Origin of the sequence: Mesorhizobium sp. B2-8-1, assembly GCF_006440955.1 — a bacterium.
GTDB lineage: Bacteria > Pseudomonadota > Alphaproteobacteria > Rhizobiales > Rhizobiaceae > Mesorhizobium.
The window spans coordinates 60,338-80,227 of record NZ_VFTX01000008.1; the positions used below are offsets into that span (position 1 = coordinate 60,338).

Annotated in this window: 17 protein-coding genes, 1 tRNA gene and 1 riboswitch; of the genes, 13 read left to right on the forward strand and 5 right to left on the reverse strand. The window is 63.2% G+C overall.

Annotated elements, in window-relative coordinates:
• Positions 1–66: 66 nt before the first annotated feature.
• Positions 67–417: a DUF952 domain-containing protein gene (locus FJ428_RS20430; RefSeq protein ID WP_140496591.1), complete on the forward strand. Its 351-nt coding sequence runs from the start codon at positions 67–69 to the stop codon at positions 415–417.
• Positions 414–1,493, forward strand: a complete 1,080-nt coding sequence (locus FJ428_RS20435; RefSeq protein ID WP_140728890.1) for a quinone-dependent dihydroorotate dehydrogenase — start codon at positions 414–416, stop codon at positions 1,491–1,493. Before FJ428_RS20430 ends, FJ428_RS20435 begins: the two co-directional genes overlap by 4 nt.
• Here FJ428_RS20435 and FJ428_RS20440 read toward each other — a convergent pair.
• A complete protein-coding gene (locus tag FJ428_RS20440; protein ID WP_224518988.1) occupies positions 1,486–2,748 on the reverse strand; it encodes an MATE family efflux transporter in 1,263 nt (420 codons plus the stop codon). The genes FJ428_RS20435 and FJ428_RS20440 overlap by 8 nt on opposite strands.
• A 228-nt stretch (positions 2,749–2,976) precedes the next feature.
• On the opposite strand from FJ428_RS20440, the gene FJ428_RS20445 reads away from it, so the two are divergent.
• Positions 2,977–3,879: a histone deacetylase gene (locus tag FJ428_RS20445; protein WP_140496597.1), complete on the forward strand. Its 903-nt coding sequence runs from the start codon at positions 2,977–2,979 to the stop codon at positions 3,877–3,879.
• 3 nt (positions 3,880–3,882) lie between these two features.
• On the opposite strand, the gene FJ428_RS20450 is transcribed toward FJ428_RS20445, so the two are convergent.
• Positions 3,883–4,146, reverse strand: coding sequence for a DUF6460 domain-containing protein (locus tag FJ428_RS20450; RefSeq protein ID WP_140496599.1), 264 nt, complete (start codon positions 4,144–4,146; stop codon positions 3,883–3,885).
• A gap of 441 nt (positions 4,147–4,587) precedes the next feature.
• Between FJ428_RS20450 and FJ428_RS20455 the strand changes: the two genes are divergently transcribed.
• The 5 genes from FJ428_RS20455 (at position 4,588) to FJ428_RS20480 (ending at position 10,024) form a co-directional block, all read left to right on the forward strand.
• The gene (locus tag FJ428_RS20455; protein ID WP_140513269.1) at positions 4,588–5,616 is read left to right on the forward strand and encodes a glycosyltransferase family 2 protein; all 1,029 of its coding nucleotides are present in this window, start codon (positions 4,588–4,590) and stop codon (positions 5,614–5,616) included.
• A gap of 69 nt (positions 5,617–5,685) precedes the next feature.
• Positions 5,686–7,176 carry a hypothetical protein gene (locus FJ428_RS20460; RefSeq protein ID WP_140880021.1) on the forward strand — a complete coding sequence of 497 codons (1,491 nt, stop codon included), beginning with the start codon at positions 5,686–5,688 and terminating at the stop codon, positions 7,174–7,176.
• A 202-nt stretch (positions 7,177–7,378) separates the two neighbouring features.
• On the forward strand, positions 7,379–9,271 hold the full coding sequence (locus tag FJ428_RS20465) for an acyltransferase family protein (protein WP_140880022.1): 1,893 nt from the start codon (positions 7,379–7,381) through the stop codon (positions 9,269–9,271).
• A gap of 108 nt (positions 9,272–9,379) precedes the next feature.
• Positions 9,380–9,453 (forward strand) — tRNA-Gly (locus FJ428_RS20470).
• Between the two features lie 205 nt (positions 9,454–9,658).
• Positions 9,659–10,024, forward strand: a complete 366-nt coding sequence (locus tag FJ428_RS20480; RefSeq protein ID WP_140624801.1) for a hypothetical protein — start codon at positions 9,659–9,661, stop codon at positions 10,022–10,024.
• Here the strand turns inward: FJ428_RS20480 and FJ428_RS20485 are convergent.
• Positions 10,002–10,991, reverse strand: a complete 990-nt coding sequence (locus FJ428_RS20485) for a LysR family transcriptional regulator (protein WP_140496609.1) — start codon at positions 10,989–10,991, stop codon at positions 10,002–10,004. The genes FJ428_RS20480 and FJ428_RS20485 overlap by 23 nt on opposite strands.
• Positions 10,992–11,280: 289 nt before the next feature.
• On the opposite strand from FJ428_RS20485, the gene chvE reads away from it, so the two are divergent.
• From chvE to araD1, 4 genes are all read left to right on the forward strand, one after another.
• Positions 11,281–12,351, forward strand: a complete 1,071-nt coding sequence (gene chvE, locus FJ428_RS20490; RefSeq protein ID WP_140496611.1) for a multiple monosaccharide ABC transporter substrate-binding protein — start codon at positions 11,281–11,283, stop codon at positions 12,349–12,351.
• A 98-nt stretch (positions 12,352–12,449) separates the two neighbouring features.
• Complete coding sequence (gene mmsA / locus FJ428_RS20495) at positions 12,450–13,982, forward strand: multiple monosaccharide ABC transporter ATP-binding protein (RefSeq protein WP_140496613.1); 1,533 nt, start codon at positions 12,450–12,452, stop codon at positions 13,980–13,982.
• On the forward strand, positions 13,979–15,271 hold the full coding sequence (mmsB, locus tag FJ428_RS20500) for a multiple monosaccharide ABC transporter permease (RefSeq protein ID WP_140496616.1): 1,293 nt from the start codon (positions 13,979–13,981) through the stop codon (positions 15,269–15,271). The genes mmsA and mmsB overlap by 4 nt, the downstream gene beginning before the upstream one ends.
• A 201-nt stretch (positions 15,272–15,472) precedes the next feature.
• Positions 15,473–16,465 carry an AraD1 family protein gene (araD1, locus tag FJ428_RS20505; RefSeq protein WP_140496620.1) on the forward strand — a complete coding sequence of 331 codons (993 nt, stop codon included), beginning with the start codon at positions 15,473–15,475 and terminating at the stop codon, positions 16,463–16,465.
• A 48-nt stretch (positions 16,466–16,513) separates the two neighbouring features.
• Here the strand turns inward: araD1 and FJ428_RS20510 are convergent, their stop codons facing one another.
• Together FJ428_RS20510 and FJ428_RS20515 are read right to left on the reverse strand one after the other, a co-directional pair.
• The gene (locus FJ428_RS20510) at positions 16,514–17,287 is read right to left on the reverse strand and encodes an ABC transporter substrate-binding protein (protein WP_140496622.1); all 774 of its coding nucleotides are present in this window, start codon (positions 17,285–17,287) and stop codon (positions 16,514–16,516) included.
• Positions 17,288–17,385: 98 nt separating this feature from the next.
• Positions 17,386–18,480: a 2'-deoxycytidine 5'-triphosphate deaminase gene (locus FJ428_RS20515; protein ID WP_140496624.1), complete on the reverse strand. Its 1,095-nt coding sequence runs from the start codon at positions 18,478–18,480 to the stop codon at positions 17,386–17,388.
• Positions 18,481–18,557: 77 nt separating this feature from the next.
• Positions 18,558–18,635, forward strand: a riboswitch (SAM riboswitch).
• 57 nt (positions 18,636–18,692) lie between these two features.
• Between FJ428_RS20515 and FJ428_RS20520 the strand changes: the two genes are divergently transcribed.
• Complete coding sequence (locus tag FJ428_RS20520; RefSeq protein ID WP_140513257.1) at positions 18,693–19,880, forward strand: O-succinylhomoserine sulfhydrylase; 1,188 nt, start codon at positions 18,693–18,695, stop codon at positions 19,878–19,880.
• Positions 19,881–19,890: the final 10 nt, after the last annotated feature.

The following is a 19,890-nucleotide window of genomic DNA, read 5'->3' on the forward strand; positions in this document are numbered from 1 at the left end:
GCCGGAAATGGGGAAGATCCTTGGCACGGCCTTCCCCGCACGGCTGGTTCGGACTATAGCGCAACCATGTCTCAGATTATCTACAAGATAACCCCGGAAGGGCCTTGGCGCGAGGCCGAAGCGAACGGCCGCTTCACCGGAGCGCCGATCGATGTCGCCGACGGCTTCATCCATTTCTCCACGGCGGCACAGGTCAAAGAGACGGCGGCGAAACATTTTGCCGGCCAGGCGGGGCTTCTGCTGGTCGCCATCGACGGGACCAGCCTGGGCGATGCGCTAAAATACGAGGCCTCCCGCGGCGGCGCGCTGTTTCCGCACCTCTACGGCGTGCTCGACCTGAAAGCCGTGCTGTGGGTTCGGCCGCTGCCGCTCGGCGCCGACGGCACCCACCAGTTCCCGGCGCTGGAGGCCGAATGAGCGTGCTCGACCGGATTGGCCAGAAGCTGCTCTTCACGTTCGACCCGGAAACCGCGCATGGCCTGTCGATCGCGGCGCTGCGCTGCGGCCTGCCGGTCGGCGCACGGACGGCGCGCGACGCACGGCTGAAGGTCAGCCTCTGCGGCCTCGATTTTCCCAATCCGCTCGGCATGGCTGCCGGTTATGACAAGAATGCCGAGGTGCCCGATGCGCTTCTCGGCCTCGGCTTCGGCTTTGCCGAGGTCGGCACGGTGACGCCGCTGCCGCAGCCTGGCAATCCGAAGCCGCGCATCTTCCGGTTGCCGGCGGATGAAGCGGTGATCAACCGGCTCGGCTTCAACAATGAAGGCCATGCGGCCGCCGAGAAACGCCTGGTCGGCCGCGAGGAGCGCTCCGGCATCGTCGGCGTCAACATCGGCGCCAACAAGGACAGCGCCGACCGCGTCAACGACTATGAGCGCGGTGTCATCCGCTTCGCGCCTTACGCCAGCTATCTCACCGTCAATATTTCCTCGCCCAATACGCCCGGCCTGCGCACCATGCAGGCGCGCGAACAGCTTGGCGAGCTCCTGTCGCGCGTCATGGCCGCGCGCGCGGCGGCGGCAAGGCAGCCGCCGGTGTTTCTCAAGATTGCGCCGGACCTGGTCGAAGCCGAGCTGGAAGACATCGCCGCCGAGGTCACCCAGAAGGCCATAGACGGCATCATCGTCTCCAACACCACCATTTCTCGCCCGGCGCTACGCTCCAGCGGCGCGGCAAGCGAGACCGGCGGGCTTTCCGGCCGGCCGCTATTCGAGCGCTCGACCATCGTGCTGGCCCGTATGCGCAGGCTGCTGGGGCCGGACATGGCCATCATCGGCGTGGGTGGGGTCAACTCCGCCGAGACTGCGCTGGAGAAGATCCGCGCAGGCGCCGATCTCGTCCAGCTTTACACCGGCATGATCTATGCCGGGCCGGCGTTGCCGGGGCGCATCGTCGCCGGCATGGCGCGTTTCGCCGAGACGGAACGGCTCAACTCCATCAGCGACTTGCGCGACCGCCATCTCGACCAATGGGCTTCAAGGCCGCTCAACTGAACGCCGTCCGCAGCCGCAGCCGCAGGATGGCCAACAGGCTGAGGCCACGCACCAGCAGGAAGACATGCAATGCCGCCCACAGGCCATGATTGCCGAAAGCAGGCGCCAGCGTAATCAGCGCGGCGGCGAAGGCCAGGAAAGACAAAAGCATCATGTTGCGCATGTCGCGCGACCAGGTCGCGCCGATGAAGACGCCGTCCATCTGGAAAGCCAGCACGCCGCTCAGTGCGGTGAAGGCCGCCCAGGGCAGGTAGGTGTCGGCCACCGAGCGGACTTCCTGCGACGTGGTGACGACGGCAACCAGATTGGCACCGGCCAGCAGAAGCACCAGGGTTGCGGCGCCCGCCAATCCGAAACCCCAGAACAGGGTCAACCGCACCGCGCGCCGGAACGGGTGCTCAGCCCGCGCACCGACGGCGCGGCCGGCGAGCTGTTCCGCGGCGGTGGCGAAACCGTCGAGGAAATAGCCTGCGACGAGGAAAAAATTCATCAGCACGGCGTTGGCGGCCAGCGTAACCGTGCCGAATTGCGCACCCTGGCGGGTGAACAGCGCAAAGGCGGCAAGCAGCGAGAACGAGCGGATCATGATATCGCGGTTGAGCGACAGCATGCGCAGGAACGCGCTCATGTCGAGCAGGCGTTGGCGTGGCACGGGCGGGCTTGCCCTGAACCGCCTGATGACGATGGCGAGGCCAAGCAACATGGCCAGGAATTCGCCGGTGACGGTTGCCCATGCGACGCCGGCGACGCCCCAGCCAAGCTCCAGGCCAAGCAGGATGCAGAGCGCGATGTTGATGCCGTTCAGCACCAGCTGCAGCACCAACCCGAGCCCGCCCTCGCCTCGGCCGAGGACATAGCCGAGAATGGCGTAGTTGATAAGCGAGAAAGGTGCCGCGAGCAATCTGATGCCGATATAGACGCCCATCGCCTCGCTGACGCGCGGCCCGGCATCCATGAACCACCGCCCGCCGGCCGCGATCAGCGGCGAAAGCGCCGCCAGCACGATGCCGGCGACAACAGCGATCAGCACCGCGCGCCAGAACACCGCCTGTTCCTCCAGCGCGTCGTTGCGCCCGAAAGCCTGGGCGACCAGACCGGTGGTGCCGGAGCGCAGGAAATTGAAGGTGGTGAAGACGACGTCGAAGACCAGTGCGCCTGCCGCCAGGCCGCCAAGCAAGGCGGCGTCGCCGAGCTGTCCGACAACAGCCGTATCGACCATGCCGAGCAGCGGCGTCGTCAGGTAGGCGAGCGTCATCGGCACGGCGATGACGAGCACCGTGCGGTTGGTGACGACAAAGGATCCGGGAACGATTGGGGATCCGGCGTCGGCTGGGATTGCACCCTTCTCCAAAGAATTGCTGCCTTGCTGATTGCGGCTTGATCGAACAGCCGGTGTGCCCCATTTTCCGGCCACCGCGCAATCCATCCTTGCCATGGCGGCCAACCGAAATTCCGGTCTGGCGCGAGCCGCCGGATCCGGTCCATGTCCCTCCAGATCGTCCATCACCCCGACTACGACGCCGGCTTCGCCGTCAACCATCGCTTTCCGATGAGCAAATATCCGCTGCTGATGGAAGCCTTGCGCGCACGCGGACTGGCCATGCAGGGGGCGCTCAGCATGCCGGAAGCGGCGCCGGCGCCATGGCTGAAGCTTGCCCATGCGGCCGACTATGTCGACCAGGTCATCAGCTGTTCGGTGCCGGACAAGATCGAACGCGAGATCGGCTTTCCGGTCGGCCCACGCGTCTCGCTGCGCGCCCAACTCGCCACCGGCGGCACCGTACTGGCGGCCCGGCTGGCCTTGCGCCACGGCATCGCCTGCAACACCGCCGGCGGCAGCCATCATGCGCGGCGCGCGCAAGGCGCGGGCTTCTGCACCTTCAACGACGTCGCCGTCGCTTCGCTGGTGCTGCTCGCCGAAGGCGCGGCGCGGAACATACTCGTGGTCGATCTGGATGTGCATCAGGGCGACGGCACGGCGGATATCCTGGCCGGCGATCCGCGCGTGTTCACCTTCTCCATGCATGGCGAGCACAACTATCCCGCGCGCAAGATCGCCTCCGACCTCGATGTCGCACTGCCCGACGGCACGGGCGATGCCGCCTATCTCGAAAGGCTGATCGCCATCTTGCCGGAGCTGTCCGCCCATGCGCGCTGGGACATCGTTTTCTACAATGCCGGCGTCGACGTCCATGTCGAGGACCGGCTCGGCAGGCTGGCGCTTTCAAACGACGGGCTTCGTGCCCGCGACGCCATGGTCATCGGTCACTTCCGCTCGCGCGGCATCGCGCTATGCGGCGTCATCGGCGGCGGCTATTCTACCGACGTAGCCGCGCTCGCGGCGCGCCACGCCATTCTGTTCGAGGCGGCGGCGGACTACGCCTGACCGCTATTTCCTGTAGTTGGCGATTCTGAGCAGGATGAACGCCGGAACCACGATCGCCGCACCCAGCAGAATATAACCCAGGAAGCGGTCGATGGCATGGAAGCCCAGATTCCAGAGATCCAGGAAGAATTTGCGGATGCCATAGAGCACGTCCATCGGCGACCAGCCGAAGGCGGTCATGACGAGGCCGACGAGGAACGACACCACCAGCAACTTCAGGAGTACCCTGAGCGGGGTGTCGCCGAGAAAGCGCGTCAATGCGGACAAGACCTGTCTCCGGCTCTGATCGCCCGATTCGGCGACAGGATCAGAAATACGCACTTGGCCGCCCCGCTTCAAGCCGGGCGGGCCAAGGCTCTGAACCTGGCTGACAAAGCCTATGACGGCCGGTCCGGCGGTGCCGCCGGCTTTTCATGATAGGAATTTTTTCCTTGACGGGGTGAGGGCAACTATGGTAGATATTTGGCTATGGTGCTGAGTTGCGCCAGGGACCCGCCGCACAGGCGGGTTTATCCGTTCAAGGCTCCGTCAACAGCGCGCAGTCGAAGGCTCCGAAGGAACTCGTTAACGCGGATCGTGCCCTGGTACCAAGCCGGCGACCATAGGCGCATGGCAGGCGAGCAGCCGGTGGCGGCTGATCGCGGCCGGCTTATCTGTTTTCTAACCAATTGCCGCTATTGCCATTCCTGGAGCGGGAGCCAGGCTTTGATGGAAGCGGAAAAAATCGGCGCGCGCCGCGCGGTCATGCTTTCGGTTGTCGTGCCGTGCTATAACGAGCGGGACGGCGTGGCTGAGCTTCACCGACGCGTCACCGCCGCTTGCCTGGCGCAAAACCCTTCCTACGAGATCGTGCTCGTCATCGACGGGGCGACCGACGGCACCCGCGAGGCCGTTTTCGAACTGGCGCAAAAGGACGACCATGTCGTCGCCATCGACCTTGCCCGCAACTATGGCCACCAGATCGCGCTGAGCGCGGGGCTGGAGTTCTGCCGGGGCCAGCGCATCCTCATTCTCGATGCCGATCTCCAGGATCCGCCTGAACTGCTCGGCGCGATGATGGCCAAGATGGATGAAGGCTTCGATGTCGTTTACGGTCAAAGGGCCAAGCGTGATGGCGAAGGCTGGTTCAAGCTGGCTTCCGCGTCGATGTTCTACCGGCTGCTGCGCCGGATGGTCGACGTCGAGATCGCGCCGGACACCGGTGATTTCAGGCTGATGAGCCGCCGCGCCCTCGACCATCTGAACGCCATGCCGGAGCGCTACAGGTTCATTCGCGGCATGGTGAGCTGGATTGGGCTGAGACAGGCCGCCTTCTCCTATGAGCGGCAACGGCGTTTCGCCGGCGCCACCCACTATCCGCTCAAGAAGATGGTCCTCCTGGCTGTCGATGCGATGACCAGCTTTTCCATCGCGCCGTTGCGGTTTGCCTCGCTTCTGGGAATGCTTTCCGGCGTGCTGGGGATGGTCGTGCTCGGCTATACGCTGCTCGAGTGGTCGCTGGGAAACGTGCTGCCGGGTTGGACCAGCCTTGCCGCGATCATGCTGATCCTGGGCAGTGTTCAGCTTCTGGTGCTCGGCATATTCGGCGAATATCTCGGCCGGATGTACATGGAGACGAAGCGGCGGCCGCTCTATTTCGTCAACGAGATCGTTTCGCGAAGCGATGTGGCCGTCGAAAACCAGGACCTGCCTGTCCACCGCCTCCAGGAAATGGTGAAGAGAGCCGCGCGTGGCTAAGGCGACGATCGACCGGCCGCAACGGGACCTCTCGACCGGAACGAACGCGAAATGGCCGGGAGCCGCGACATGAACCAAGCCACGGCAATCGCGATGGCTACGCCGTCGCTCGAGGATGCACAGCGCAGCAGGCTGTTGTTCTGTCTTTTCTGCGCCTGCACCGTTGCCTACGTGCTGATGAGGCATGCCAACTCCCTCCTTCTGGATCCTGACAGCTGGTGGCAGGTGAAGGTCGGGCTGGATTTCCTGGCGAACCGGACATTTCCGACCGTCGACCCCTATTCCTATACCTTCGCCGGCCAGCCCTGGATCGCCAAGGAATGGCTGGGGCAGGTGCTTCTGGCGCTCGCCTATGGCGCCGGTGGCTGGAATGGCGTCGTCACGCTGATCATCGCCACGATCGGCCTGACAGTCTTCCTGATGGGATGGTTCCTCAGCGCATGGCTGAAGCCGGTGTTAGCGGTGGTGCTGGCTTTCGTCGCGGCTTTCCTTGTCGCCCCGATCTATACGGCGCGCCCCCACGTTTTCACGTTGCCGATCATCGTCATTTGGACGGCAATGCTGTTTCGCGCGGCGCAGGAGGAAAGAGCGCCATCCCCGTGGCTGCTCGCGCTCGTCGTGTTGTGGGCGAACCTGCATGCCACATTCACCTTGAGCTTCGTCATCGCCGGCTTTACCGGTCTGTATCTCCTGTCGCGCACAGGCCTGTCGAAACCAGCTCTTTTGGCGAAATGGGTCGCGTTCGGCCTGCTTTGCCCAGTGGTCAGCCTGGTCCATCCCTATGGCGTCAAGGCCATCCTGGCGACGCTTACCGTCGCCTATGGCAACGAGGCGGTGCCGCTTATCCTGGAGTGGCGGCCCTTCAACGCCCAGGAAGAACTCATCAAGGAAGCCGTGATGCTGCTGGCGCTTTTCGGGCTGCTGGTGTCACGGCTGCGGATCGGCTGGGCCAAGGCGCTGTTCATCGTCTTCACTCTGCATGCCTATCTCAGCCACCAGCGGTTCATGTATTTGTTCTTCCTGCTGGTTCCGCTGGTGATCATGGTTGAGGTCGCACAGCAATATCCTGCACTTTCAGCCGCGACCTGGCTGGCGCAAAAGCGCGACGGATTGGAAAAAGTCTTCGCCAGGCATTACTACGCCATCTCAGGCGCGGTGGCAGTCCTGCTGATCGGCGCGGTCTCGGTCCTCGGCAGCGTCCAACAGATCGCGCCGAGCCCGAAGACGTCCGCCAGCGGAGCACTCGCCTTCGCAAGGGATCAGCACCTGTCCGGCAACGTGCTGAATTCCTACAATTTCGGCGGCACGCTGATCTTCCACGGGATCAAGACCTACATCGACGGCAGGACGGACCAGCTGTTCCTGGACGGGTTCACGAAAGCCGACGACGCGACCGGACACAGTGACGGCAAACCACTGCTCGAGGCCCGGCTGAAGAAATACGCCATAGGCTGGGCGCTGCTGGCGGCCGGCGACACCCGCATTCCCTTCTTCGAGGAATTGGGCTGGAAGCGGGCCTACGCGGACGAATACGCCGTGATCTACCTGCCCGGCGCCTGATCCGCGGCGCCAGCCCAAACCGGCTTCGGCCCTCCAGCATTCGCCTTGACACCGATGTTGCGGTGCAGCAAATTGCACCGGAGAGGACGAACAAAGTGGGATCGAGAATCAAGGCTTTCTCGCATCGCGGCAATGCCGCCGCATGGGCCGGTGAACCGGGTGCGCCACGACTGCCGCCGGCCATGGCGCGCGGACCGGCCGCATGAACTACAGACGCGACATCGACGGCCTGCGGGCCATAGCGGTGCTGCCTGTCGTCCTCTTTCATTTCGGCTTGTCCGCCATCCCAGGCGGCTTCACCGGCGTCGACATCTTCTTCGTCATATCGGGCTATCTGATCAGCGGCAGCCTGCTCGACGATCTCGAACGCGGCCAGTTTTCGATCGGCCGCTTCTATTGGCGCCGCGCGCGGCGCATCCTGCCGGCGCTGACCTTCGTCATCGTGCTCGCAGGCACTGCCGCCTGGTTCATCCTTTTGCCATCGGACCTGCACGAATTCAGCCTCAGCGTCATCGCGGCCTCGACCTTCTGGTCGAACATCTATTTCTGGAAGACGACGAACTATTTCTCGATCGACGCCGAGCTGCGGCCGCTGCTGCACACATGGTCGCTCTCGGTCGAAGAGCAATATTACATCTTCGCGCCGATACTGGTGTACCTGATCTATCGCTATGCCTCGAAACGCTGGCTGACGATATTGCTGCCGATCGCGATCGGCAGTTTCGCCTTGGCGGTCATGGCGACCTCGATGGCGCCCACGGCGGGTTTCTACCTGTTGCCGACGCGCATCTGGGAACTGGCGCTGGGGGCCATGCTGATGCTGAGAAAGCCGCCGGCACTTGCCAGCCGGCCGGCAATGGAACTGATCGGCCTCGCCGGCTTTGCCATGGTCGCCTTCGGCTTCGTCACGATTTCGGAGAGCGACCCCTTTCCGGGCTACAATGCCTTGTTCCCCTGCATCGGCACCGCCCTGCTCATCTATGCCGGCCACGAAAGGGCGGGCGAACAGGGGCCGGCAACCATCGCCACGCGGGTGTTGCAGTTTCCTCCGCTGGTCTGGATCGGCCTCATTTCCTATTCGCTCTACCTCGTTCATTGGCCGATCAATTCCTTCGTCCATTACGTTTCGCTGAAAGCCATCGGCGTGCCGACGATCATCGCCATGACCGTGGCAAGCTTCGCCCTGGCGGCGTTCTCGTGGACATATGTCGAGCAGCCGTTTCGGCGGAAACGGGCCTACACCGCACCGCTGCCTATCTTCGCCTTTTCCGCGACGGCAATCGTCCTGTTCTGCGTCGGCGGCGTGGCCGGGGCGCTCGGCAACGGTTTTCCGCAACGCTTCCCGGACTTTTCAACGGAACGGATCCAGGTTGGCGACTGGCGCAACGGCATCTGCTTCAACGAAGGCTCGAACCGGATCGAGGACTGGAACCTTGCCGCCTGCACCCGAACGAGCGGCTTTGCCACCAATGTGCTGTTATGGGGCGATTCCTTCGCCGCCCACTATGTCTCGGGACTTGAAGCCAACGCCCAGAAAATCCAGGCTAACGTCATCCAATACACCTATGCCGGCTGCCCCCCGGACCTGACCTATTTTTCCTATGCCCGACCTGCCTGTACCAGCTTCAACGAGCGGGCCCTGTCGATCATCCGCGAAGCCAACATTCAGGCCGTGATCCTGAGTGGCCGATGGACCGACTACGAGGTCAGGGGCTTCGGCGGTCTCCAGAAGACGATCGACCGGCTTCGCCAGATGGGCGTCAAGGTCTACGTCATCGGCCAGTCTCCCGAATTCATCGCCGACGTCCAGAAAATCGCCTTCTTCGCAAGACGAGGAGATACCGCGAACATGTCCTGGCCGATGGCCATGGATCCGGACATCAACAAGCGGGTTCTGCCCTTCGTCAAAGGCGCTGACTTCATAGACCCGCTGACCTATCTGTGCGACGCCGCAGGCTGCTCGTATGCCGATGCCGGCAACAAGCAATTTCTCTATTTCGACTATGGTCACTTCTCTTCCGCGGGCGCCGCACTCGCCATCTCGAGATACTGGCCGAGCTTTGCAGCCGGCACCGAGATCGCGAAAGTGAAATAGCAGGCGGAACCGGCATGCGGCGCGCCGGTCGCTGGGACGGTACCGTGTGGAAAGTGAGCCGCTTTGCGATTGCCCGATGGCCAGCCCTCATGGTAACGAGGCTGCTGCGCGGGTATGATGTAATGGTAGCCTGTCAGCTTCCCAAGCTGAACGCGAGGGTTCGATTCCCTCTACCCGCTCCAGTCTGCGCAGCAAGGGTTTGAGCCCTTACCAAGCCGCTCCAACTACCGGTTTCTCGCGCAATTCCGGGAAAACCGCTCCAGCCGTTTTCCCGGTATCGTTTTAGAGCCAAACACTAACCCAGACGCGCCTGCGCCAGCAGCGGACATGGCGGCGGCCGCGGCGCCAATAGCTGCGGCAGACCCTGCGCCAGGCGCGGCGGCGCCCATGACGACGGTGCCGGCGATGCCACCGGCGATGCGAGATCTGCTCCACCTCGGCTTGATCGTCTCCTTCGAAGACGGCCGCATCAGCCCTGTCGAGGTCGTCCTTGTCGAGCTCGTCAAGGATTCCGTTGCCGTTCGGGACCCCGGCAACTGCTGTGCCGGGCCTGGCCAGGCCTGCAAAAGCAACGGCCCCCGCGACGCCAAGCATTCCAGTAAGAAACAACCGACGTTCCATCAAAATCTCCCGAGTTGTTTATCATCGGCGCATCGTTCCCCGGCTCAAAACGAGCTCCGGCGCGAACGCCGATTGGCCTTTGAACGCACTTACCTGGTTTTTGTTCCGGTCATCCCACTTCGCGCAGGATGAAGTCATGCAGCATCTTTGCCGCCGGCGACAGGGCGCGGTTCTTCACTGTGATCAGGCTGTAGGGCCGGACCTCGATGTCGAATTCGGTCTGGACGACATCGATGGCGCCGGCCAGCCCTTCGGGATTCTGGATGAATTTCGCCACCTGGATCGAGACCGGCGCGATGGCGTCGGAGTGCGCGACCATGACCAGGGTCAGGAGCAGCGAACTGGTGTTGAGGATGCGGTCCGGCAGCGCGATGTTGCGGTTCAGGAAATTGCTCTCCATGGCCTGGCGCAGCGGCGAGCCGCCGGACTGGAAAACCCAGTCATAGGCCGCGGTCTCCTCCAACCGCACCGCCTTGCCCTCGGTCAGCGGATGGCCCCGGCGCACGATCAGGCAGGCTTTCTCGACGCCGATCACACGGGACTCGAACAGCCGCGGGTTGAGATCGTCGGGGATGCGCGCGATGATGAAGTCATGGCGCGACGCGATCAACTCGCGCGCCAGCACGTTGGAGGTCTCGACCTGCATGGTGATCTCGATGCGCGGGTAGATGCGGCGGATTTCGCGGATCGCCGGCACCGCGAGCTCGATCGCGGGCGCCGTCACCGCACCAAGGAACACCGAGCCGCCCTTGCCCGCCTTGAGTTCGGAGATCTCGCGATCGACCTCGCGCATCTCCAAGAGGATGGAGCGCGCGCGCCTGGCGAGCGCCTTGCCATAGGGCGTCAAGGTGACGCCGCGCGGCAGCCTTTCGCAGAGCGTGACGTCCAGCACGGCTTCCATCTCGGCGATCATGCGCGAGGCCGCCGGCTGTGAGATATTCATGACCTGGGCGGCGGAACTGACCCGGCCGTGATCGTCCAGTGCAACGATCATGCGCATATGGCGCAGGCTGAGGCCGCTGCGCAGCAGGGTCTCGCCGTCACCGGGGAGCACCTCGTAACCTTCTGAAATCCCGCCAGGATTGCGCAACGTTGCCATTGATTTCCCTTCGCTCCCAATGCCCTTGAGTTTAGCGTCAACGTATACCAGTTTCGGTATAGCAATCATCAAAGATCGCATTTGACAGTTATGGCAAAGGGACACACCCTTCGCGCGTCCTGGGGCGTGCCAGTCGATGACGAGGAAAATCGTGTCGATTGAAATCAGTCCCAGGGCCGATTGGGAGGATACCGGAGATCGATAGACGACAGCGGCGCTTGCGCTCCTGCTCGCCTGCGCGGCCCGCGAAGCCCCGAGGTGTCGCGTCCATCAACCAGGGAGAGTAATTGTGAAGATCATCAAGACGCTGGCCGCCGTCGCGGCCCTTGGCATCGCTGCCATGACCTATTCGGCGCACGCCGCCGACAAGGGTCTCGTCGGCGTGCTGATGCCCACCAAGACCTCGCAGCGCTGGATCAACGACGGCGATGCCGTCAAGTCCCAGCTCGAGGCTTTGGGCTATACGGTCGACCTGCAATATGCGCAGGACGACATCCCCAACCAGCTCAGCCAGCTGGAAAACGAAATCACCAAGGGTCCGAAGGCGCTGATCATCGCCTCGATCGACGGCACCACCCTGTCGGATGCGCTGCAGAAGGCCGCTGATGCCGGCGTCGTCGTCGTCGCCTATGACCGCCTGATCAAGAAGACGCCCAATGTCGACTACTACACCACGTTCGACAATTTCGGCGTCGGCGTGATCCAGGCGAATTCGCTGGTCAAGGGCCTCAAGGAGCGCTTCCCGAATACCAAGCCGTGGAACGTCGAACTGTTCGGCGGCTCACCCGACGACAACAACGCCTTCTTCTTCTACAACGGCGCGATTTCCGTCCTGCAGCCGCTGATCGATGACGGTTCGATCAAGATCAAGTCCGGCCAGACCGGCATGGACAAGGTCGGCACGCTGCGCTGGCTCGCCGCCACCGCCCAGGCGCGCATGGACAATCTGCTGTCAGCCAACTATTCGGACGGCAGCCGCGTCGATGGCGTTCTGTCGCCCTATGATGGCCTGTCGCGCGGCATCACCGCCTCGCTGCGCGCTGTCGGTTACGGCACGGAGGCCCAGCCGTGGCCGATCGTGACCGGCCAGGACGCCGAGACCGCCTCGGTCAAGCTGATCATCTCGGGCGAGCAGTACTCGACCGTGTTCAAGGACACCCGCGAACTGGCCAAGGCCACCGTCGAGCTCGTCGACAAGGTGCTCTCGGGCGGCAAGCCGGAAGGCCTCGACACCAAGACCTACAACAACGACGTCAAGGTCGTTCCCTCGATCCTGCTGACGCCGCATGAGGTCGACAAGTCGAACTACCAGGCCCTGGTCGTCGACTCCGGCTACATCAAGGCCGACGAACTGAAGTAAATTCGGTTGTATAGCCAGGGGTCCTGCGCAACGCAGGGCCCCTTTTCGTTCACCAGCGACCCCGGTATTGTTGCGGGTCTCGCAGGAGCACTTTACCCATGGCCTCGACGATTTTGGAGATGCAGGACATCACCAAGACGTTTCCCGGCGTCAAGGCGCTGTCGAACGTCAACCTTCGGGTCGAGGAAGGCGAGATCCACGCCGTGGTCGGCGAGAACGGCGCCGGCAAATCGACGCTCATGAAGGTGCTGTCGGGCGTCTATCCCTCCGGCACCTATGACGGCCAGATCATCTTTCAGGGCCAGGAATGCCAGTTCAAAGGCATTCATGACAGCGAACGCAAGGGCATCGTCATCATCCACCAGGAGCTTGCGCTGGTGCCGATGCTGTCGATCGCCGAAAACATCTTCCTCGGCAACGAACACGCCCGATACGGCGTCATCGACTGGAATGCCAACGAGGCGCGCACCAGCGCCCTGCTGAAGAAGGTGGGCCTCAAGGAGGACCCCAAGACGCTGATCACCAATATCGGTGTCGGCAAGCAGCAGCTGGTCGAAATCGCCAAGGCGCTGAGCAAGGAGGTCAAGCTCCTGATCCTCGACGAGCCGACGGCGTCGCTCAGCGAAAAGGACAGCCAGGCGCTGCTCGACCTTCTGCTCGAATTCAAGCGACAAGGCATGACCTCGATCCTGATCTCGCACAAGCTCAACGAGGTGAACCGGGTCGCCGACAAGGTGACCGTCATCCGCGACGGACGAACCATCGAGACGCTGTCCAGGAAGGACATCTCGGAAGACCGCATCATCACCTCGATGGTCGGCCGTTCGCTCGACGACCGCTATCCGCCGCGCGAGCCCGATATCGGCGAGGTCGTGTTCGAGGTGAAGAACTGGTCGGTCTATCACCCGCTCCATGCCGAGCGGCAGGTGATCAAGGGCATCGACATCAATGTGCGCAAGGGCGAGGTGGTCGGCATTGCCGGGCTGATGGGCGCCGGGCGAACCGAATTCGCCATGAGCCTGTTCGGCCGCTCCTATGGGCGCCGCATCACCGGCGAGGTGCTGCTCAAGGGCAAGCCGATCGACGTCTCCTCTGTGAGCAGGGCGGTCGAACACGGCATTGCCTATGTGACCGAGGATCGCAAGACCTACGGCCTCAATCTCATCGACCATATCAAGCACAACATTACGCTGGCCAATCTCGGCGGCGTGTCGCGCCACAGCGTGATCGACGATTTGCGCGAGCTTGCCGTCGCCAACGACTATCGCAAGCAGACCAACATCCGCGCCTCCAGCGTCTATCAGATGACCGGCAATCTTTCCGGCGGTAACCAGCAGAAGGTGGTGCTGTCGAAATGGCTGTTCGCCGACCCGGAAGTGCTGATCCTGGACGAGCCGACGCGCGGCATCGATGTCGGCGCCAAATATGAAATCTATACGATCATCGCGCGCCTTGCGGCCGAAGGTAAGGCGATCGTGGTCATCTCGTCGGAAATGCCAGAACTGCTCGGCATCACCGACCGCATCTATGTCATGAACGAAGGCCGCATCGTCGGCGAAATGCCCGCGGCGGACGCAAGCCAAGAAAGAATAATGCGCGCCATCGTTCGGGGAGAAGGAAAAGCAGCATGAGCACGGAAAGCGCCCCCGCCCCGCAAAGCAACGTCGCCGAAGATGTAGGGCAGCGTCCACGCATCGCCGTATCGGCGCTGGCGACGAACCTGCGCGAATACGGCCTGATCCTGGCGCTGATCGCCATCATGGTGTTCTTCCAGTTCACCACCTCGGGAACGCTGTTCAAGCCGGTGAACCTGAGCAATCTGGTGCAGCAGAACTCCTTCATCATCGTGATGGCGCTCGGCATGCTGCTGGTCATCGTATCGGGTCATATCGACCTCAGCGTGGGGTCCGTGGCCGGCTTCATCGGCGCGCTGGCGGCGATGATGATGGTGATCTGGCCTCTCGGCATATTCAGCAACCCGCTGGTGGTCTCCATCGTCTGCCTGATCGTGGGCGGCCTCATCGGCGCGGCGCAAGGCTACTGGATCGCCTATCACCGAATACCGAGCTTCATCGTGACGCTGGCCGGCATGCTGATCTTCCGCGGCATCTGCCAGGCGCTGCTCGGCGGCGGATCTTCGGTCGGACCGCTGCCGCCCGAGTTCAAGGCACTCAGCTCCGGCTTCATTCCAGATGTCATCGGACCGCTGACGCTGATCCCGCCAACGGTGAATGCAGCCGGCAAGACGATTATGGGCAGCGGCCTGACGCTGCACATGACGACGATCGTGCTGGGCCTGATCGCCGTGCTGGCCTATGCCTATTTCGGGCTGCGGACGCGACGCAAACGCGAACGCCACGGCTATGAGGCCGAGCCGTTTACCCTGTTCGTCATCAAGACGCTGGTCGGCAGCGCGCTGGCGCTGTTCCTGGTCTACCAGTTCGCCAGCTATCGGGGCCTGCCGGTGGTGCTGCTCGTCATGGGCTTGCTGATCTCACTGTTCGTCTTCGTCACCAAGCGCATGACGATCGGCCGCCGCATCTATGCGATGGGCGGCAATGCCAAGGCCGCGCAGCTGTCGGGCATCAAGACCGAGCGGCTGACGCTTTACGTGTTCGTCAATATGGGCGTGCTGTCGGCGCTTGGCGGCCTGATCATCGCGGCGCGTCTCGGCCAGGCCGTGCCGGCGGCAGGCCTCGGCAGCGAGCTCGACGTCATCGCCGCGGTGTTCATCGGCGGCGCCTCGGCGATGGGCGGCGTCGGTCAGGTCATCGGCGCGGTGGTCGGCGGCTTTATCATGGGCGTGATGAACAACGGCATGTCGATCATGGGCGTCAATGTCGACTGGCAGCAAGTGGTCAAGGGCCTGGTGCTGCTCGGCGCCGTGATCTTCGACGTCTACAACAAGAACAAGGCCTGAACAGGTTTCAGGCGAGGCAAGCAGGAGGCATACGGTCGCGGCGCTGCCGGCAATTCGCCGGCTTGAAGAAGTCCTTCAGGGACCGGGCTCGCGAGCGCAATCCGGACGAAGAGTTCAACCCGTGGCACGGCCAGTCCGAGCCGCGCAGGTCAGGGTTTGCCAGAAGGCAGCCATGCCAAGACATATGAGAGAGGACTGATCATGCTGATCTCGCAGATTCTCGACGACGCCGAGACCATCCGTGTCGTTGCCCGCACAGGCGGCAAGACCCGGATCATCAACGGCGCACGCAGCGTCTATTCGCTGGCGATGGAAGCCGCTCGTACCGGCGTCGGCCTTGCCGCGTTGATCGAACGCAAGGGGCTCGGCGAGACCGTCGATCTCGACGCCGCCTACAAGAAGGGGCGGCTGCTGTCGCCGATCAATCATCCCGATCCGGCGCATCTGCATCTGACCGGCACGGGGCTAACGCATCTCGGCTCGGCGGCGACGCGCGATTCCATGCACAAGAAGCTCAGCACCGACGGCGAGGAGCAGCTCACCGATTCCATGAAGATGTTCCGCATGGGGCTGGAAGGCGGCAAACCCGCGAAAGGCCAGATCGGGGTGCAGCCGGAATGGTTCTACAAGGGCAATGGCACGATGGCCGTGGCGCCGGGTGCCGCGCTCCTGTCGCCGGCCTTCGCCAAGGATGCCGGCGAGGAGCCCGAGGTTGCCGGCATCTATGTCATCGGCGACGACGGCGCGCCGTTCCGGGTCGGCTTCACGCTGTCCAACGAATTTTCCGATCATGTGACCGAACGCGTGAACTACCTCTTTCTCGCCCATTCCAAGCTGCGCAACGCTTCCTTCGGACCGGAGATCCTGGTCGGCGACCTGCCCGCCGACATCAGGGGCTCCTCACGCATCTGGCGCGACAGCAAGTTGATGTGGGAAAAGCCGTTCCTGTCGGGCGAAGCGAACATGTCGCACACCATCGCCAATCTCGAACACCACCATTTCAAATATTCGGCTTTCCGCCAGCCGGGCGACGTGCATGTGCACATGTTCGGCACCGCGACCCTGTCCTTCGCCGACGGCATCAAGACCGAGGCCGGCGACGTGTTCGAGATCGAGGCCGGCGATTTCGGCCTGCCGCTGCGCAATCCGCTCGAAATCGAACAGCCGGTGAAAGTGGCGGTGAAGGCGCTGTGAGATGAGCGTGATCTCCTCCCTGGTGGGAGGAGATCGGCAGCTTCCATCTCAATAAATATCGAAGTCGAAATACTTGTCCTGGATCTTCTTGTAGGTGCCGTCGGCGACGATGGCGTCAATGGCTGCGTTGAGCTTGTCGCGCAGCGCCGTATCCTCGAGACGCACGGCAATGCCGGCTTCGGTCTCGGTGCCCTTGACGTCACCGACCATCTTGCAGCAACCGTCGCTCGCCTTCTTCATCCAGTCCATCAGCACGAACTTGTCGGAAAGGACGGCGTCGAGGCGGCCGTTCTGGAGATCGGTGATTGCCTCTTCCTGGGTCGGATAGAGCTTCGCTTCGGCGCCGGCCTTGCCATAGACGTCCTGGGCGTAATTGGCCTGCGTGGTCGCCGCCTGGGCGCCGACCGTCTTGCCGGTGAGTGCCGCCGGTTCGGTCGAGGCGATGTCGCTGTCCTTCAGGGCGACGAGCGACAGCGGCGTCGTATAATATTTGTGGGTGAACGCGACCTGCTTCTTGCGCTCCTCGGTGATGCTCATCGAAGCGATGATGGCGTCGAACTTCTTGGCCTGCAGCGCCGGGATAATGCCGTCCCAGTCCTGGGTGACGATCTCGCATTCGACCTTCATCTGCGCGCACAAGGCGTTGGCGATGTCGATGTCGAAGCCCTCGACCTTGCCGTCGGGCGTGATGGTGTTGAACGGCGGATAGGCTCCCTCGGTGCCGATCTTGATTTTCTCCGCCGCATGCGCCGACAGGGCGCCGGCACCAAGCGTCAGCATGGCGGCGGCCGCCGCCGATATTATCCATTTCGAAATCTGCATTTTCATTCCCCTTGAGCGCCGCCACGTCGGCGGCCGGCGAGGCAGCCAAGCATGGCGAGCCGGCGCAGGCAAGTATCTTGCCTGACGGTGATGAGCGTTCAGGGCGCGGCGCGAAAGTGCTTGGACAGCTTCAGGCCCTGCGCCTGGTAGTTCGAGCCGAGCTCGGTGCCGTAAAGCGCCTGCGGCCGCTTCAGCATATGCTCGTAGACCAGCCGGCCGACGATCTGGCCATGATCGAGGATGAACGGCACCTCATGGCTGCGCACTTCGAGCACGGCGCGGCTGCCGGTGCCGCCGGCCGCCGAATGGCCGAAACCCGGATCGAAGAAGCCGGCATAGTGGACACGGAACTCGCCCACCAGCGGATCGAAGGGCGTCATTTCGGCCGCGTAGAGCGGCGGCACATGCACCGCTTCCTGGCTGACGAGGATGTAGAACTCGTCCGGATCGAGCACCAGCTCGCCGGCGCCGCTCTTGTGGATCGGCTCCCAGAAGTCGACGATCTCCTGCGCCGCGCGTTTGTCGACATCGACGAGGCCGGTATGGTGTTTGCCGCGATAGCCGACCAGCCCGTCACTGTCGCCGTTGAGATCGATCGACAATGCGATGCCGCCGCCGGAGATGTTCGGCGGTTCGGTGGCGACCAGCATTTCGGCCCGGTGCAATTGATGCAACTCTGCTTCCGAGAGCAGCGCATTGCCGGTGCGGAAGCGTATCTGCGAAAGGCGCGAGCCGGCGCGCACGACGATCGGGAAGGTGCGTGGGCTGACTTCGAGATAGAGCGGACCATGATAGCCGGCGGCGATCTTGTCGAACTCGTGGCCGCGATCGGTCATCACGCGGGTGAAGATATCGAGCCGCCCGGTCGAGCTCTTGGGATTGGCGGACGCCGAAATTTCCGCCGGCAGCGCCAGGCTTTCGAGCAGGGGCACGATGTAGACGCAGCCGGTTTCCAGAACGGCGCCGTCGGCCAGGCTGATCTCGTGCAGCTTCAGCCGGTCGAGTTTTTCACTGACCTTGTGGTTGGGACCCGGCAGGAAGGACGCGCGCACCCGCCACGCCTTGTCGCCGAGCCTCAGATCGAGGCTGGCCGGCTGGATCTGGTCGGCGTCGAGCGCACGCGACGACTTCAGCGCGCCGGACTGGAACAGCGCCGCAATGTCCTGATCGGGAAGAATTCCTGTCTGCCGCAAAGTCTGGCTCCGCTCTGCTGGTACAAGTCTCTTAATGAAGCCGGCAATTGACGCAAGCGTGGCGCGGGTCTAAAGGGTCGTTATCCCGTGGTGATTTGGCCGGTCGGCTTGCAGCCACGTTAAACAAGTCGCTAAAGGACCGTCGGGCCGCAAGGCCGCATGGACCGGTTGCGACTTTTTCGCGGCCGGTTTTTTTGTGTTTGGATAGGACGATGACGAGCAAGACGCGCAACTGGAAGCCTCAGACCGCACTCGTGCATGGCGGAACCCTGCGTTCCGGCTTCGGCGAGACTTCCGAGGCGATATACCTGACCCAAGGCTATGTCTATGAGACGGCCCAAGCCGCCGAAGCCCGCTTCAAGGGCGAGGAACCGGGCTTCATCTATTCGCGCTACGCCAATCCGACCGTCGACATGTTCGAGAAGCGCATGTGCGCGCTCGAAGGCGCCGAGGACGCGCGCGCCACCGCGTCCGGCATGGCGGCGGTGACGGCAGCCCTCCTGTGCAGCGTCAAGGCCGGCGATCATATCGTTGCGGCGCGCGCCCTGTTCGGCTCCTGCCGCTGGGTGGTCGAGACGCTGGCGCCGCGCTACGGCATCGAGGCGACGCTGGTCGACGGCACCGACATCGCCAATTGGGAAAAGGCGGTTCGGCCCAACACCAAGCTGTTTTTCCTGGAAAGCCCGACCAACCCGACGCTTGAGGTGGTGGACATCGCCGCCGTCGCTTCGCTTGCCAATTCGATCGGCGCGCGGCTGGTCGTGGACAATGTCTTCGCCACGCCGCTGCAGCAGAAGCCGTTGCAGCTCGGCGCGCATATCGTGGTCTATTCGGCGACCAAGCACATCGATGGCCAGGGCCGATGTCTCGGCGGCGTCATTCTGTCGGACAAGAAGTGGATCGACGAGAACCTGCACGATTATTTCCGCCATACCGGCCCCAGCCTGTCGCCGTTCAATGCCTGGACGCTGCTGAAGGGCCTGGAAACGCTGCCGCTGCGCGTGCGCCAGCAGACGGAGAGCGCCGGCAAGATCGCCGATTTCCTGGCCGAGCAGCCGGAGATCGCCCGCGTGATCTATCCCGGGCGCGCCGACCATCCGCAGGCTGACGTCGTGAAGAAGCAGATGTCGGGCGGCTCCACCCTGATCTGCTTTGACGTCAAGGGCGGCAAGCAGGGTGCCTTCGCCTTGCAGAACGCGCTCGACATCGTCCTGATCTCGAACAATCTCGGTGACGCCAAAAGCCTGATCACCCATCCGGCGACGACGACGCACAAGAACCTCAGCGACGAAGCGCGCGCCGAGCTCGGCATCGGACCCGGCACGCTCAGGCTGTCGGTCGGGTTGGAAGATACCGACGATTTGCTGGACGACATCGCGCAGGCGTTGAAGGCCCGATGAGGACTGGTGG